9 protein-coding genes are annotated in these 18,232 nt (G+C 37.0%); 2 read left to right on the forward strand and 7 right to left on the reverse strand.

Translation table 11 applies throughout. From position 1 onward, the window contains the following. Positions 1-57: 57 nt before the first annotated feature. Complete coding sequence (locus NSU15_RS27145) at positions 58-459, forward strand: VOC family protein (protein WP_339288229.1); 402 nt, start codon at positions 58-60, stop codon at positions 457-459. Between the two features lie 896 nt (positions 460-1,355). Here the strand turns inward: NSU15_RS27145 and NSU15_RS27150 are convergent. Further along, positions 1,356-3,044 (reverse strand): hypothetical protein, encoded by a 1,689-nt coding sequence (locus NSU15_RS27150; RefSeq protein WP_339288231.1) that lies wholly within the window; start codon positions 3,042-3,044, stop codon positions 1,356-1,358. 813 nt (positions 3,045-3,857) lie between these two features. Between NSU15_RS27150 and NSU15_RS27155 the strand changes: the two genes are divergently transcribed. Then, positions 3,858-5,209, forward strand: a protein-coding gene (locus tag NSU15_RS27155; protein ID WP_139328450.1) for an IS3 family transposase whose coding sequence is annotated in 2 segments (ribosomal slippage) — positions 3,858-4,245 and positions 4,245-5,209 — 1,353 coding nt in all. Because the reading frame shifts where the segments join, the coding sequence is not laid out codon by codon here. 310 nt (positions 5,210-5,519) lie between these two features. On the opposite strand, the gene NSU15_RS27160 is transcribed toward NSU15_RS27155, so the two are convergent. The 6 genes from NSU15_RS27160 to NSU15_RS27185 form a co-directional block, all read right to left on the reverse strand. Next, entirely contained in the window at positions 5,520-9,101 is a 3,582-nt protein-coding gene (locus tag NSU15_RS27160) for a P-loop NTPase fold protein (RefSeq protein ID WP_339288232.1), read from the reverse strand. 119 nt (positions 9,102-9,220) lie between these two features. After that, positions 9,221-10,804: a TnsD family Tn7-like transposition protein gene (locus NSU15_RS27165; RefSeq protein ID WP_339288233.1), complete on the reverse strand. Its 1,584-nt coding sequence runs from the start codon at positions 10,802-10,804 to the stop codon at positions 9,221-9,223. Between the two features lie 24 nt (positions 10,805-10,828). Next, positions 10,829-12,745: a TnsD family Tn7-like transposition protein gene (locus NSU15_RS27170; RefSeq protein WP_339288234.1), complete on the reverse strand. Its 1,917-nt coding sequence runs from the start codon at positions 12,743-12,745 to the stop codon at positions 10,829-10,831. 20 nt (positions 12,746-12,765) lie between these two features. After that, positions 12,766-14,481: an ATP-binding protein gene (locus NSU15_RS27175; RefSeq protein ID WP_042131149.1), complete on the reverse strand. Its 1,716-nt coding sequence runs from the start codon at positions 14,479-14,481 to the stop codon at positions 12,766-12,768. Further along, a complete protein-coding gene (locus tag NSU15_RS27180) occupies positions 14,471-16,615 on the reverse strand; it encodes a Mu transposase C-terminal domain-containing protein (protein ID WP_339288235.1) in 2,145 nt (714 codons plus the stop codon). Before NSU15_RS27180 ends, NSU15_RS27175 begins: the two co-directional genes overlap by 11 nt. Continuing rightward, positions 16,615-17,565 (reverse strand): TnsA endonuclease C-terminal domain-containing protein, encoded by a 951-nt coding sequence (locus NSU15_RS27185; RefSeq protein WP_339288236.1) that lies wholly within the window; start codon positions 17,563-17,565, stop codon positions 16,615-16,617. The genes NSU15_RS27180 and NSU15_RS27185 overlap by 1 nt, the downstream gene beginning before the upstream one ends. Positions 17,566-18,232 lie beyond the last annotated feature (667 nt).

Genomic DNA, 18,232 nt, shown 5'->3' on the forward strand with positions numbered 1-18,232 from the left:
TGCGAGAAGTAGGGTATAGTAGGAATAGTTTAAAATATATTACAGGAGGCTACAGCCATGTCACAGGAGATTTGGATTAACCTGCCGGTCAAAGATGTTGTGAGGTCAACTACCTTTTTCAATGAGATTGGATTCCATGCGATGAGCGTTGGTAACGAGAGAGCCAAGCTTTCCATCGGTCAAACAACAATTCTGCTGTTCCTGGATGCGGCATTTGAGAAGTTCACAGGTTCAAAAATCGCAGATACTTCTAATTGCGCGGAAGTAATATTTTCCATTGGTGCTAAAAGCAGAGAAGAAGTAGATGCCTTTATTCAAAAAGTTGAGTTTGCCGGAGGAAGCATCTTTGGCAAGCCGAGTGAAACTGACGGCTGGATGTACGGCGCAGGGTTTGCCGACCTCGACGGTCATCGCTGGAACCTGCTGTACATGGATGAGAGCAAAATGCCTAAACAATAATATGGAAACGCCGGTCACCTGCTTAAGGTCACCGGCGTTTTTTACACCTCGTATAGTCCGGCTTCCGATCGTCGCACCGAAGAGCAGATTAATGACTGGGAACATAAGCTGAAAGGCAATGAATTAGCCTGAGTAAAGGCATTAGCAACTTCTGAGAAGCCTTTGTAGGTGCGGGAAAGTCATTCAAATAAGTTTAGATACTATATTCGAGAAGTTCTCTGTATGGGATGAAATCAGAGAAAAGAAAAAACCGAGCAGACAGCGGGAAATAATCCTGCATCTGCTCGGCTCTGATACGACTTTATTTTAACAACAATTACATGTCGGATGAAATAAAAGCTTGGGAAAGATTATTCTGAGTATATTGATGGGTACCAATATACGTTTAAAACACACATTCCAGTTGAAATAAGAGACATTTCAAGAGATGTTTTCTTTCATCAAGGTGGATATGAGATCGGATTTTTTATAGATGAAAATTTGATGAATATTCTCTTAAATCAAAATTTCGAAGAAATTCTCAATTATAAGGCCAATGAAATTAGACAGATAGTAATGTATTAATAAATTAATATATTACATACCCATAAACGACTAATGGCCCCGCCTTTTTAGGCGAAGCCACTAGAATTAAGTTAAAAGTGATGTCTAGATGTCGATATTTTATATTTATCCAAAATTAATAGTTTTTAAGCACTATTCTTATAATGAGCACCTCAATTATTCGAATATTTTTTGCTTATGTTATTGGATTATTTGATATAAATAATGAGCGCTCTGACTAAAACGTCTTCTGCTCTCTCTGATCCTACTATTATTAAACTGACCTATCTCGTTAGCCCAACCTGAATTTCCTAATACGTTGAATTATAAGTATATAAGAGCCTTTCTGCTTATTACTCGAGATTTATTTGAGACGCGAGATTTTCTCTCTTATATTGCAAACCCAATTTAAGTATAATGCTTTTTATTGGTGCATAGGCTGTTCCCTCATATAAAATGACTTGCTTGTCTTTCAAATCAACTGTTGCCGTCTTCCCATTTAAGGTAAGTTTGACCGCACCAGATTCCACCTTAATATCTGCACCTAGGCCGTTGGCCAGATCCTTCAGAGAACAATAGACTAACCCATTCTCTCCTTCAAAGGATGGCTGCTTCGTATACTTAATTAGCTTTTCTTGATAACGAATTTCCAACGGTCTTGCAAAAGAAAAGTAATTATCTCTATCGGCTACGTCTATGAAGTATGCATTCTCTATCTCATAACCTCCTGGCAGATCTTTGGTTATAATTCCTGTAAGAATTTCCACATTGACATTTCTAATGTATGAAGGATTATTTGTTGAGAACGGCCTATATTGGAGTACAGTATTGGAATGCCAAATAATGTTGATAGGTGCTTCACGATATGGCAATTTTATAACACGAACCTCTTTTTGTTTATTGATATCATAGATGCGCACCTGGTCTTCTTCATATTTTGACTTTTCTTTATTGTACGACGCCTCAAAGATGGCTAAATACTTATGATCTGGCGAAACGGTTACTTCACGCACAAAAGTGTAACGCTCGGACAACTTTGTTACCTTATTGTTGTCAGTACTTATGATGTAATCCCATCCATTAATTCTTCTTTCACCGAATACATGATTGTTGACGACAATTCTCCATTGGTATTGCCACCAATCATAAGTTGTTTTTTTAATTTCCTTAATTGAATGGTTCTTAAGTATCTCATAGTACCTTCCACTCTTCATAAACACGACATTATCATTAAATGAAGTGCTCTCATTCGATTCGAAGCAACGACTGTTACGAGAACATAACGTCAGGGTTTTTGGACTAAGTATCCCTTCGGGATCGAAGGGTACGGTAGCCACATATGTATTTTTTGATAAAGAATATAGAACTGTTGTCTTCGAAGTATTATCAGAAAGCGAATACAAGTCCGCATTTATAAAAAGCTTATCCAAACTTGTTCCTGAATTGATATAATCCCATGGATCCATAGATTTAAATTTTTCTTTCGTTTTTAGATCGGTATGATAAGAATAGGTGATAGGACGAAGCTTCTCATACAGAGTGGACTCTTTTAATAGCTTTAATTCTTTTGTAGTATAGTTGAATACATACAATCGTTTACGGTTTATCCCATCCTCTTCTAACGTCACCCACTCATCTACAACCTTTTTTTTATACGATTTCCCTTCATATAAGGCATACCCCATTATCCCTTCTGTAGTGTTCACTGTGTAACTACTGTAATTCATACGAAAAAACTCTGGCACCATATCCTTCTTTACCTGCACAACTTCCCATCTATTTTTAACTTGAAACCCTTGCGGCAGATTGAACGCCTGATCATTGAAGAGAAAGGTCTCTTCTTTTGCCTCACCGGTTGAGAGGTCAATCAAATGTACATTCACTTCAGGCACAATCTTGTCAGATCCCTCTGCTCCGATAAAATCAACCTGAATACTTATACGCTGATTCGCGGCTTCTACAGTTTTCGCAAACGCAAAGATACTGATAGAGAAAAACAAAATCATAAATATACTGCTATGTAACCATCTGGATCTTAACATATAACCCACCTTTTCATTTTTTTATGAACCAATCTTCATATAATCTATTTAACAGAGCGCCCCCCCTTTAGAGACCATATCCATAACTGTATCATAATAGTTTATATATTCCATACAAAGAAATTAATCGAAATTCTTCTTAGTTCAACCGGCCTATGAATTACATCCTGATCGTACACTCGTTCTGCCACAGCTCTAACCCTCGTAGACCCCAATCCATTTTATTTTAATAAGGACTTTGGACAAAACACCAAAAACACCTTATTGTTTTTCTTCCCTTGCAAATGAGCTTACCTTCACCACTCCCACCAATATTGCTCCACCTCACTCCCACAAGGATTCCCACCATTTTCTCACTCGATTTTTATTAAATTAAACCACCATAAGTTTGATGCAAAATCTGAAGTGAAACCGAGTTAAAAAGGCCAAGTTGCTTGACGTGAGGGCAAGAAAAACATTTGAGAATCGAATATGGAGTCGAGGAAACTCCTAAAATCCGATCGACTCAGCGGCAATCTTTTTTAATGAGTGTTTTTTTTGTGAGATAGTTGGAAACTCAAATTGCTGGGGACATTATTTTCAAAAACAAATGTTCTACATCAATAGATAACGAAAATCGCCCGATAGCTTAATTAGACACCATAAATCTAATACTTTATTTCTTCTACAATAAACATTTTCCTTTTTGAATAAAGAAAGTCCCGATGATTATTCTGAACTGTGACCCGTAAGATGGAAACTTTGAAAAAAGTGACCCTCTTACGGGTCATTTTGTGTTTTAATCGAAATATCGAAATAACGGAGGAAGCCTTCATGAATAACAAAACAAGAGGAAGCTCAAGGATATTCAACGAAAATGAGATCAAACAACTAGAGAACAATCCAAATGTAGAGAACGTGACGGAAAAGAGTATTACCTATTCACCAACGTTTAAGTTGGCTGCGGTTAAGGCCTATAAGGAAGGCCAAGCCCCAATGGAGATCTTCCTTAGCGCGGGATTTAACCTAGATATTATCGGTCGCAAGAAGCCTAAGCATTGCCTAACCCGTTGGCGTAATACGTATAATGCTCTGGGAGAGGCTGGACTACTAGAGGAACAACGAGGAAAAGGATCCCCGGGCAGACGACCGGCAGGGGAACTTTCTACCGAGGAAAAGTTAAAACGTGCAGAAGCACGAATCAAGCTTCTGGAGATGGAGAACGACTTCTTAAAAAAGCTGGAGGCGCTCGAAAAGCAGAAGATGCAGAGGAAACGTTGACCCCCTCCGAGCGCTACGAAATTATTAACCAAACGATACGTAAGCACGGTCTGCAGCGAATGACGCGTTATTTGTGTAAGCTAGCTTGTGTGAGCTTAAGCGGATATTACCGTTGGCAAGTCGCTGAGGAAGCAAGACAGTTGCGAGAGAAGGCAGACGAACGAGACGCTTTCCTTATCAAGAAACACTATGACGCTTTGAATGGTAAAGCTGGAGCATTGGTCGTGAAGATGTGGCTGGAACGGGAGAATGGTATCATCATGAATCATAAAAAGATTCGAAGATTAATGCGAAAATATAAGCTTGTTGCTACGATCCGGCAAGCAAATCCCTATCGCAAGATGGCAAAAGCCACACAAGAGCACCAAACGTGTCCCAACCTACTCAAGCGCCAGTTTGACCAAGGAGAGCCTGAGAAAGTTCTGCTGACGGATATTACCTATATGCATTATGGTAATGGACAATGTGCTTATTTATCCGTGGTGAAAGACGGGGCTACGAGACAAATTTTAGCTCACTACCTCTCTTCTTCATTGGCTATGCCAATTGTAGAACGAACACTGGAGAAACTACTTGAACGACTGGATGGCAATATTCATCCAGAAGCCCTTTTACATTCGGATCAAGGAATGCACTATACTCACCCTAGATTCCGCCTTCTCGTACGCGAAGCTGGGTTTACACAGTCCATGTCACGGAAAGGGAACTGCTGGGATAACGCCGCCATGGAGAGCTTTTTTGGCCATATGAAGGATGATTTGGAGTACAAGACATGTATGACTCTCTTGGAATTACGAACAAAGGTTGATGACTATATCGCCTACTATAACTCCGAGCGATATCAATGGACATTAAAAAAGATGACTCCCGATGAATTCAGGAGTCACCTATTAATTGCTTCTTAAAGGTCTTCTTTTTTCAACTTTCCACAAATACGGTCACAGTTCATTCACATCATCGGGACTTTCTATTGGTTCACGACTCTTTTTACTGGTTCACGACTTTCTTTACTGGTTTGTGACTTTTTTTACTGGTTCACGACTTTTATTTCACTGAATGTTCAGTGACATTATAGTTGTGAAATAGAAAACCTTGAATTAATAAGGTTTTTTTAGTTTTTCACCAATAATAAAGTTACATTAAAGTTGTGAAATAACTATTCATCTCAATTTTCAGTAACATTAAAGTTGTGAAATGCTCAAATCCTTGTAATAGTTAGAGTTTAAAGCGATAACCAAAATGATTTACAAGCTCAGGAAACTCATTATAATTTCGGATTATCTTTTCTCTGAAATATTTCAAATCACTCTTACTTAAATCCACTTTTGATAATACCGTCAATGCAAGCTTAGCTCTTTCTTGCCCTAAATCAAGTGCAGTCTCTAACGCAGATTTTAAAGAGCTAAAGTGCACTTTACCTATTTCAGCAGCATATTCAATTGAAAATCCCTTCCACTTTTGAAACCCTTCTCGATTCATAAAGCCAATTGTTTCTAACGTCCAACTTATACAATCTTCAAATGCCATGTTCTTTATTAAACTTGTAAGGTAGATCTTTCTATATTTTTCTTGTAAATCCCATTCAACAAACTCATTTAAAAAGTTAACCTGTGGGTTATTATTTAATTGCTTGATAAGCAATTTGTTACACGCCTCCACTAATTCTTCAGATTGTTGAGAGAGTTTTAGTATTACTTCGTTTCTAAATGTTTTGCTGATAACTTCCCATCTATTAAATACTGCTTCTCGATGGTTATTAACAGCAAGATCATAATAATCTTTCAATAATTCATTATAAGTTGTACTACTTATATCGCAACGGTTGCTTAATTCCCCAATAACTCTTGGTCTTGTAATAGAATCTAATTGGCTAAACAGATTCAGCACACCATTACTATTAATAGTCCTGATCTGTTTCCAACTAATTATTGTATTCTCCCAGTCAATCTCGATGAAATTAGATACAATCTGACTAATTAGAATATTAAGATAACGCGACGAATTACTCGAATATGACAATCCTGGATTATAATACCCTGCTGCTATATTCACCATCACATCAACACATTCTAACATCCAATCCATAGCACTTTCATCATCTTTATAGAGTATAAAGAATAGGTCTAATCTTTCTACAAAGACTTCTTCACCCCAATTAAACCACATATTTTTGTCACTGAGTGACAGTAATTCTTCCCGGATGTTAAATAGAATTTTTTTATAATTATCAACCTGTTGAAGTGTGTTAATTACTTCAATTACATTTGATTTCTTTTGTTGTGATGCTTTGACATTTAGTTCATTCTTAATATTTTTTATTACATTACTTAGATTATTATTACTGAGATGAACATGCCGATTGACAATTACGCTTAAATACAACTCCAAGGTCAAACTGTCTAGCTCAAAATTGAAGTTTTTCACACAGAAACCCGGTATGCCAGGAGAATCCGGGAAATAACTCAAATATTTATTAATCTTCGCTTCTTCATCTTCCTCAGAAAGATACTCATTAACTAAGTCCCTTAAATCATTATAAGTCACATTTTTCATAAATGAATTTATCATGGAGAGATCTTCCTCATCAAACCCTGAAAAAGAATCATTGGCAAATAACTGAATAAATCCACCAATCTCTTCAACGGTTCCAGAATAGAGTGAACACCATGTTTTCCCAATTCCATCAATAAACTCTTCTGTCTTAAAATCATATAGATCTAGAAAATGATTCAGTAAATTAGCAGTAATATTACTATCCGTTTTATTATTGATCTCTTTGATACATGCCTCAAATGTATAGTCATCAGGACTATAGTTAAGCTGCAATGATTTTTCAATTACTTTAATCCATTCAATCTGCGAGAGCATTGAATGCCCCTCATTTAAATCAAAGATTCGTTGAATTAGTGTATATCCATCATTATCTTCAATTTTTGAGTTTGATATCTGTTCCCCAAGATTCTGTATACCAAACTTCTCAACACTTGACGGATGGTTGACCCAGAGTTCAATTAAGTCTTCTAAATTCCCCTCCACATTTAACTTAGAACCGTAATCTCTCCATGTTTTATTATCATAAGATAGATAATTTAATACATTACAAACTTTAGAGGGAATGTGTTCTACTAAACAATCAATATTTTCCCTTAATAATAGATCCCAATTATGTAGTTCCATATCCGAAACCACCTCAGAAAGATCTACTTCAGATTCAATCAAACTTTTTAAACAATTCTCGACTTCGATTCCAGGGTTATCATTAAGATCAGAAATAGCTGAAGAAAACAGAATTTCCTTATCACTTGCTGTGAGTATAGAAAAGGAATTTTTAAATTCACTTACTTGACCGTTCACTAAGAAATTCATCACTTTCTGTACGTCTGGTTTACCGGTCGCAGGGTTCAATTTCTCATTACTGAAGTAAATAAATGGTCGTGGATCATTTTTAGGGATAAACTTTTCTACCCGACTTAAATAAGCTTTCAAGTTATCCTGATTCCTTGTATTGTCATTCCGAGTAATTAAATAAGGGTCTTTAATTAAAGATTCATAATAATCAGGATAATCAGTTTGAAGGACCGTAAACATAGCAATAGCTTGAGGTTCTTTTGTTAACAATTTTATTCCGGATTCATTATCTCGTTTTTTGGCCAGTTCCCAGTTAGCAACAAACGAATTAATCAATGTTTTCACTTGCCTTGGAGTCTTGGTTTCAGAGTGTATTAGTACACCCATAATTCTATTAAGGTTTATTACCGGTTCGTCAATCCATGATAATTGCTGCTCAGTTACCAGCTCTCTTGCATATGTTTTCATATTTCTTTGTTCAACGATTGGTAAATGAATAATATAATCAAATGTCTTACTCATAAAATCTGATACGTAACTTTCATCACTCTTTTGAGATTCACCTTCTTGAATAATTTCTTTTTCCTCAAATGCTATTTTGATCCCATTTCGTAGAACTGTTTCATCACAAGGCAAAATAAAAGCACAGTTACTAGAATGCAAAAAGGTTTTAATTGTATTAAGGGCTGCTAATAATTGTTTGGGGGGCAACCTATCTAAATCGTCAAAAACTAATATCAATTTTTTTCCGTTATTTTTCTTAAGATATTGTTCAACGCTTGCTTCAAACCTTGCCTCATACTGGTCACTATGCAACAGCGCTAGGGTTTTTCTTCCTACTTGGCTGGTTATTTGAAAATTACCCAAAAATATTTTAAGAGCACCTATTCCCAAAGCAAATGTCGCGGGAGAAATCAGTGCTAAAAGTATTGCGTTAACTCGAGGTAAATGTATTACGACATTCGTTACGATTATTGCAACTAAAAATAAGATGTAGAAAATCGCACTTATTCTAAAGGATTTATTTTTTATGAAAAGAGCAAATATTCCCGACCCCATTGCAGTATCTGTATTGCTGGATTCTATTGATAAACCCTCTTCATTAACAACCCCTAGTTCTGCTTGAACTTGACGAACAATTTTTCTGTGTAATGATGGTGCATCATCTGCAAATTTCCAAACACTTAAGGTTTTGAGAAGATATTTTTCACTCGTATTAGTATCTGAATTAATTTTATTCTCCAACAATTTAATCACTGATGTTTTACCTGATCCCCATGGGCCAAAAAGACCAATATGTACAGGGAAATTATTTTGCTCTAATACGTCACAAATCACTTCCGCAACTTGAGTATATTGAAACTTATCTCCGCTACTATTTTTCAGTGGCCTATCTTCAAGAAACAGTTTTTTCGTAATAGGACTAGTTGGTTGTGAACGATTGAACATATATTTTCACCACTTATGGAAGAATGTACTATCGATACAATTCTACATTATTTGCAATAGATTGTAACTATCTTCCTAATATAATGTCGTGCTGCTGTGTATGGAAATATAAATACTTTTCATTTAACTCCCTTCCGTGTTAACATATTTAATCGTTCCGAAGTACACGGCAGTTTATCCAGCTTTGTGCGTAACATTGTCGAACAGTTTAGAAGTCTTCCTACCTCGTTTTTAGACACAGGATGCTTATTCGATTTCTTAACATCATTAACAACTCGATCAATCTCTTGCGCAAGCAGTTCATCCCTTGCACTCCAGTCCACTCTTGTCCACTTTTTACCGACCTGTTTTTTGGAATATATCTTAATTGACCTGTTCAGAGGTTTAAGTAATGCCGGTAATTTGTGTGAGATTATTGGAATATTAGTTTCTAGTTTTTCAGTTTGCTTCTTGATCGTCCCAGGATCAACTCCTAATCGTCTAGCCTTCTCACGTAAGCCAAGCGTTTTATCTTTATTCAACTCTTTTAATTTATCTATCCATACCGGACCAAACTGTTTAATTCGTCCAATATGAAGCTTATCATTATCCTTAACATTAGAATCCGGCCCTCTTCTTGAGTAAGTAAACCCACATCCACAAATAAACGTTCCAACAGGCCTTCCCGTATTGTAACACCTTGTTACGCATACACTATCAATTACCTCTTCTCGATAATGCATTGCTACCTTATTCAAACATAGCCAAGGCCCTTCGCCAAATGGATTAATAGAAGCTGTTCCGCTCTCCTCCTCATAGTTACCTAAATCAATTTTTAAATATATCTGTACAAGGAGGTGTCTTAGAGGATGTACGGCATGCCGGGGTTTTCGAAGCATTTTATGTAACCAGGTATGCTGTCTGTCTTCATCAATAGAACAACCAAGTGTATGTAGATAATCTTTACCATAAAAACTAATAAAGTCAGGTAGCAATTCTCGGAATTTAATATTCCCCCTTGCAGTTAACATCCCTCTCTGTGCCAACCTTTGAAGGTATTTTTTCCTTAAACTGTCTTGGCCTATATACTGCTTATTCATTTGCAATAATTCAGTTGAACGCGTAGCTATCAAAAATTCATTTTCCCCACCTTGACGAGTTAACGAAGGTCGTTCATCATCTACTATTGACTCAAGCATGATAAACTCATGCTTATTTCTTCGTTGGGCATACAGAATCGAGGAAGAAACGAGAAATAGGTTATGGGTTGAACAGACCGATACCCCAGAAAGTTGATGACTTCTATGCCAATACGCTATTCCATATTCTCCACGATCTAATTCTACACATGCCGGGCAATATCGAAGATAACTTGGCTTAATTACCCCACTGGGCGGAAGTCCCATTTTCATATAGATTGATTGTCCCTCTCCATAAATCATTTCCTCAACTATCCAAGTATATCGCTCTGATGGAATAAAAGACTGGAAATACGGCAGTAAAGTGTGTTCTTCCAACAAGGTAGCGACAGAAATGGCATTCCCGGGAATAAGCGAGTGAAGTTGCTGAAGGTGTCCTGGCAGATCAGTCACTGCACAAACAGTCTTTTTGCCGAACAAATCTCTCATTGTCATTTTAGTATTCTCGTTACCAGATCGAGCATGATATCGAGCTGAAACGCTATATAACAACTCGTCTGGAAATGGTGGTGGAAAATAAATCATTGATAATCCCTTCTCTTTCAATTGTTACTTATAGTATTTATGTGCTTCTTGTACTGCCCATTCTAATACTTCAGGTGAACATTTCTTATATACTCCCGTAAATGTCTGAAGTCGCTTTATGGTTAACTTTCTGTATCTAGATTTCAAAAATTGCTCAACTACATATGGAAATATCCTAATTGCGTAATCATCAATAGATTCTATATTTGATTTCAGTAGTTCTGTTGTACGAGGCAAATGATTTTGAAAATTATAATAACGAGCCTTAAGAAATTTAGGTACGACTTTAAAGAAGGAACTCATGCAAATTGGTCTTGTAGGTGGATCGTTTTTCACCGTCTCTACAGCCTTCTTCATTATTACGAACATCTCTTCATCTACCTTATTTATTTTAATTTTCTTAGGTAACGGTTTTCTCGATGGTAAGCTCTCCTCCATCCACACTCTGTCATTTTTCATTAACCAATCATATCGGTGTATGTTATATTTTCGAATGTTCTGTCGTGAGGCGCTGGACCCCAATGTAGCTAGGGCCTCCTTCAAAGTATTTCTACACTCCTCAATCTTTGGCAGTTCAGTTGCAGCCGCTTGACGATACCCAAGTTCTAACACAGCAGCCGGATCAATGTCCCCTGGATATGCCTTACTTCGTGTTAACCCCCTATGTGGCATAAGGTATTTCCTTATTGTTGTTCGATTAGATAACAGCTTAGTCGCTATTTCATCTAACGTCAGTCCATTTTCATAATGGTGAACTGCTTGTTCAATAAACAAAGAGCCCATAGTCTCGATACTATATTGAGTTTCATCTTCCGTTTTAGGCATTCCACTCCTAGTATAAATCATTCCACAGTAAGGACAGGTTAATCGAGCTGTAACCCACTCATGTGCTTTTCGTACCAATTTTGAAATAACCCTCTTATTGTATTGAGGACAGATTGTATTGATACATAGCCATGGTCCGTTCCCAAAAGGAATAGGAATAGAATAATTCTCATCTTTGACAAACCAATTCTCTACTTTACCTGCAAAAAACCTCATGACCAACAAATATAAGATGAAATTATCCTTGAGACTATTCTTTTGAAGAAATCGTACTAATACTTTTTCGCTCATAAGATAATCTAGATTAAGTCCAAGTGATGTTAAATACTCAGAACCGTAGAAATCTCTTAAATCAGATAGTAGTCTTTTTTTATAAATAAAGTCACCTCGAAAGTGAATATAACCTTTTGCTCCGGCATAAGAAATAAACTTAATAAAACTAGTATCTAAGTTAGAGTTTTTCTGCTTCATTAAAACGGCTATATCATCAATTAAACGTTGGTCGTCATCCAGGGTTTTGCCGGAATACTTATCATTTGCAAAAATTTCATGTCCGTTAGGGCATACTGGCTCAATAAGCATCTGGCTGCAGTTTTCGTTAGTTAAGGAGATATCGCATATAGGGCATACATCGATCAGCTTTGAGTTATGTTTGAGGCATTTATGCAAAAAGGAAAATTGATGAATACGGTGTAAATAAACAATTCTATATTTGTAAAAGTCCTCATTCATACAATCAGAACAATACCGAGGAGTAGAATGAATAAGTGATTGGATACGTCTAATAAGCAGGCTTCTACTTTTTTTTTCGTAATTACTTAAATACATAACTTCCCAAAACCTTAACTGTGTTTCATTCTGGATAAATGGTCGCAAAAATGGATAGAAGGTGTGATTCTCCACAATCATTTGCGCAAATGTACCTGTAAGCCCAAATTGGTTTTCAATTCGGGATAAATTAAGAGGAATCAATGCAGCTTTCGCTGGACCGTATTCGCCAAAAAGTTCATACTTTGTTTTTGTGAAGGTAATCGGAGAACGAAGATAATATCGAAAAACAATACTACGGAAATCCTCGTCAGGATACGTTAAAGGAAAAGAAACTAAATTCCCCATAAAGTCCTCCTATCAACGCTTTATACAAACTCATCAAATTCTCCAACTAACCCCGCATTACGAAGCGCCTCATCAACACTTAGATTGTCTAATTTTCCTTGAGAAACAATAGTCCGAATATCAGTTTCGTCTAAATCAAGCTTTATGGGCTTATTGCTTCCCTTTTTCCTTGTAGTTCTAACTACTTCTGTAACACTTTCTTTTGGTTTATCTGATTTACCTTCGAACACAAGCTTGGCCAATTCTAAGTACAACAATTCCATATCATTACCGACTTCCCGATTGTGTAACTCGACCTTTTCTGCATATGTTAATGCAATATCTTCAGCACACCCCATTTTCATCGCGAATGTAACAAGTTGATCAATTAACACTCTACGATTATGCTGCAATAGGATAAGCTTGTGTTCCTCCGAGAGGTGTCCGTCTATAGTGATGCGGTGCTGTGCTTCCATCAGGTATTCCTTAAAAGTGATCCAATCTGGTTTTAAATCCTCATATTCTGCGGGATCAATGCCTTCCCCTCCCCTGATACGTTCAAAGATCGGCTGAACTAGTCTGAAGGTTGTGTTTGCTACTTTTTCTACCAATTCAGCAGTGATTATTTCATCATCTTCATATAGAATAGCTCGGCATTGAACATGCATAAACAATTTTACGGCAAAGTCGGGTATGCCAAGGGTGTGATAATACATTCTGGCTTTAAGCTCTGGAGTTAGTGGTGTGAACTTATTCGTGTATTGAAGTTCCCAAAGTCCTCCTAGGAACATCTCCCACTCTATTTCATCCTTCATCCGATCCGTAATGTTTTCCGCATAACCATCTGGAATCCCCCTCCGGGTGTTAGCCAGAGAATTCTTAAATAGGTAGAGCGCTTTAAATGTACCAATTAGCACAATTGGTATACCAATCGAATTTGTAAGTTCAGTAATAAAATCAATCATTTTCTCCTCGCCACCGGAGTGCCCTCTGTGTATCCGCTGTATTTCGTCAATCACAAGTACGCCTAAACTAATTTGTCCAGCTACCTTAGACATCCTTTTAGCAAGGACTTCTGCACGTCCATCTTTTTCAGCCAGATCTTCGTAATATTGTGTCCCTAGTAACTTATCAACCGCCCAGTAAAAATTCCGGCAAAGTGCTCCAACAGATTTATTACTTGGGCATTCGATATGAAGCCATACCACCTGTTTACAAGGAAATGGCTCATTTTCATATTGTGCGTGGTGAATAACTTGTGGAAACATACTTAATAGTCTTTCATATGATTTCGATTTCCCCATCCCACTAAGTCCAATATCAGCCATCATTTGAGCCGTTTGTAAATTACCAGCTAAATTCCGCCCGAGTTCATCAGTTCCAGCTGATAGAATTTTATCAAGCCCAATCGCCATTTCTCTCTGGTAAATAGCTGCTAACGGATTTCGGGATTGGTAACCAATTTTTATCATGTTATATAAGTTTCTGTATCTTTCAAAATGAGTACTAAGCGGTTTCCAATACCCTGGTTTGATTTGTTGGATGAGTTCTACACGTTCTTCAGCATTTAGTTGATTGATATCTCCAGTGTAGCGAGGTACTGAGTCCAACATCTGATATAACTGTTCTTGTGATTTTCTGGGCGGCAACGCTTCAATAAAAGGATTTCCTTGATAGGCCTCTACAATCTGTTCACGGTATTCCGCTTTAACTTGTCTGCCCTTTAAATAGTTAAAGCGTTCTCGACTATTGACCATGATTAGACTCCTTTTCTTTGCTCTGGGTTAAAAGAAACATCTGCATCTTATTTAATTGTGGCATTTGTTTATTTTGAGGGCTTTCCTTCCGTACAGTTGCAACGGGTGAAGTTGAATTATTTGAAAAAGTAGTAGTTGCAGTCCAAGCATTTGCACTCGACTCACTTCTTTTCTCAAACTTTCTCTTGATCCGTTTGTTCTTATATCTGGAAGATTTAGGTTTACCTTTCTGGGCATCCTTTGTTTTGATGAGTCCTATTAGGTTTAACTTTTTGGCCACCGCATCCAACTCGCCCTCTATTTGATTCCTTTCCTTGTTTGCCTTTTTAAGCTGATTTTTCTTATAATCCATAATGGTTTTTACGTCATCAAAATGTAGCCCTTCATATTCTTTGAATTTTTCGGTTAAAAAAAGTTGCTCTTCTTTCCCATCTTTGAGCTTTATAAATACACTACTGCAATTACGTGGATCGTAACTCACTGTTACTTCCTTCTCACCCTCGATTTGCTCATCTTCAAACCATCCACTGTCTTCCCCACGTTGACTGGCGTAGCCCATTTTCTTCAACATCACACCAGTTCGAGTAACCCGACACTCTTCCTTAGGAAGTAGCGCATGACGAATCAAAGCACGTGGCTGCTCTTGAAGAAGGTTTTTTTTCATGCCCCAATTCCATATCGCCAACGGTGTTAGTTCAACATTGTCTATAAATTTTTCCTTAGTCACAAGGTACTCTTCACTTAAAGCTTTTTTATTAAATTCCAATACAAACAAAATCACCAATTGTGTAAATGCTTGAAAGGTAAACACCGCTTTGTCTCCAGGGTTTCTATCCCCTCTCTCCCTATGTTCTTTATGCACACCCCCCAACATGATTTCTTTTATGCGCATACAAAAGCCTCTGAATTGCTGTTCGATATAAGGCTTTAAGTCCGCACGGTAAGAAGGTGGATTCCCAATACGAACGTTAAGAATTCCTAGATTGTTGGAATTTCTACTTTTCATTTCTCCACGATCACCAACAATATATCTAGGAAGATGTTTGGCAGGCCAATCTTCCTCTGATATTGGAATCCCATGTTGAGCACAAAATACCACTTTATCGGTTGAGGCATTCTCTAATGCAACCATCGCCTCTTCCCATGATGGGTTCTTACATACATGCATGCCGGTTATTAATCTGCTTTCGACATCTTTAACAAAATAAACATGAGGTCTTCCAATTTCAGTTTTATGATCTATCGATAGTAATAAGCCATCTGCAGGCGTTGAATCAATTTCGTAATATTCCCCAACTCCTTGGACATCACTGCTAACAGACTTGAGAAGAGACCTAGAGCTCATTTCTGCCTTTCTTACTCCGAATTTAGCTACTGCTTTTTTCTTTTTGTTGTGCTCTGAATGGTACCAATAGAGAAACTGACGATACGAGGGTCCGCCGGCAATTGGAATCAGTTCTCCATACTTTCGGTAGTGACCATCTGGGTAATAGTCTTGGCACATATGCTTATGAGTTGCTTTTAGGTTCATCCCTAGATCTGTGTGGTATTCCTTCAATGCTTTCTTAAATATTTCTTTTTCTTCGCTTGTCACTACAAAATCATTACCATCTTTGGGCTTTGGACCGGAGTTTTTACTTCTCCTCCTTTGTTGAGATGGAACACCAACATCATGATAGTCATTTAAAAGACCATTTATGTTTTTTCCATAAAACCAATATTTTCGCAATAATGTATAGACCCAATTTGGCTCTTTATCGAAGGTCTCTGCTGCCTCTTTCACTAACTTTCCTCTCAGCTCCCGAATATAAATATCAGGTTCTTTACTTACAATGCTCTCAATGATTGCGAATTTCTCGTCTCTTCTTTTCGAGTATTTACTGAGGTACAATTCATCCGGGACTATTAAACGAAGGTCAGGATCTACTGACTCGATAGTAACTGCCTTGTCTTCTAATTGCGTAAGTAAGTCATTATATTGTCGAAAGTGAGGAAATGGTACTTTCTTTTTGTCATCTATATTAATTAGCACCACTTGTGAACGATCGGGAGCTATCCATAAAACACGTTCTAAAGACCTCTTTTTGACCAAATCCACTTTATTGAAACTAATGATTGAGTTTTGATAAATCATTAGTTCACCACCGTAACTTTTTTGGGTAGGTCTAAGGATAATGGAGCACTTTCACGTATCCGAACGTTCATATCGGCTATCCAACGTTTATTTGCAAGCATGTGTTTAACCATAAACATTGAAGTCCCCGGCTCAAGACCAATATGAGCATCACACTTTAAACAACTCTTGCTAATTGATATGGCAGTACCATTTTTTTTAAGTCGTTCAAAGATTGGTTTAGCAACCATTTCAACCACTTGACTATCCAAGCCTGGGCGAATGTCGGGACGTTTTGCATCATGTAACCAGTCAATATTTTTGATGAAATTAATCGGCCTTCCTGTGTCATACACCACTTTCCAATGAAGCCCATTTTCCTGATAAAATCGTCTCTCAATTTCAAACAATTCAAGCGTTCTTTTGGAGAGTTTGTAAGTCGGTTTAACCGTTCTAGGAAGTTCAATCTCTAAATCCTTCCTGTCAATTGACGTCAGCATAAAATCCGAACTTAAAACAACATCATGTCCATCCAAATGTGGATGTCTAATATTTAATTTACGTGCAATTCGCTGGGTTTCTTCAATAGGAAGTGGATATTGTTCACGTATGTCTATAATTGGTTCAGCCCATTCCTGCATAAGAAGATATTGAAATTCATATTTAGAGAGCGTATGATGTATCCGATTTGAATGCCAGCCGGGAGTACGAGTTAACCACCCTTCAGAAGCTACCTTGTTATCGTTGGCTTGGATAAAAGGTATGTAATCCTCCCCCCTCCCTTGTCCTCTCCCGTCCTTGAGTCTATTAAAATGTGTTTTATAAATTGAATTCTCCATGATCTCAACTCCTAAGATAAAATAAAAGACGCACAACATTTTCGTTATGCGTCTCTCGATGTATTCATTATAAGAAATTATTAACCCATTATAGTTATCTTCAATCTCAATGGATGATTTTTTATTAATCATTCAAACAGCCTCTTATCAGTATCTATTTAATAACATAAGCATTATCTTTTTTTTGAATATTTATTCCACGCAAAAAAATATCAACAGTGATGATTTCGGAGTAACTTCTAGTAATAATCATTACATGAAAAGTTTTATAACGAGGCTTGATGCAATTACAAAACCTCTTGGATGTACTAATTGGAGTGTATGCTTAAGTACGCCAATGTACGGTGACTTTTTATGCTCAGATAATCCAGTTATACGAAATATTAATGCTGTTAAACGGATTTTCAGTTCTCATGTATGGATTTCTAAATACAAAATTAGTTTTCCTTTGAGCCAAAGGGTGGTGATGTGAGGACGATTCGAAGACTACCTTCCCCAGTTGGCTGGGTACCAGATAGTACGTTTGCTGTGCAGATGAATAGTTGAGCATCGATGTATGCTGAAAGGTATGTTTTTTCTAAAGATGAAGACTTTCTATGGTGTGATCATAAGGTAATGTATGTACAATAGAAGGATATAAACAAAGATTAAGCAAAAAAAGAGTATAAAATGTATGGTATTTTATTTACGAAAAAACTTTAGAACAAGGTTATCTGTTGTAGAAATTTAATTGAAGACTAAGTACATTTTGTTTAACTAACGACGATAGTCCATAAAAAATCGGCAGTCATGGACTTTA

Origin of the sequence: Paenibacillus sp. FSL E2-0201 (assembly GCF_037963325.1) — a bacterium.
GTDB lineage: Bacteria > Bacillota > Bacilli > Paenibacillales > Paenibacillaceae > Paenibacillus_AQ.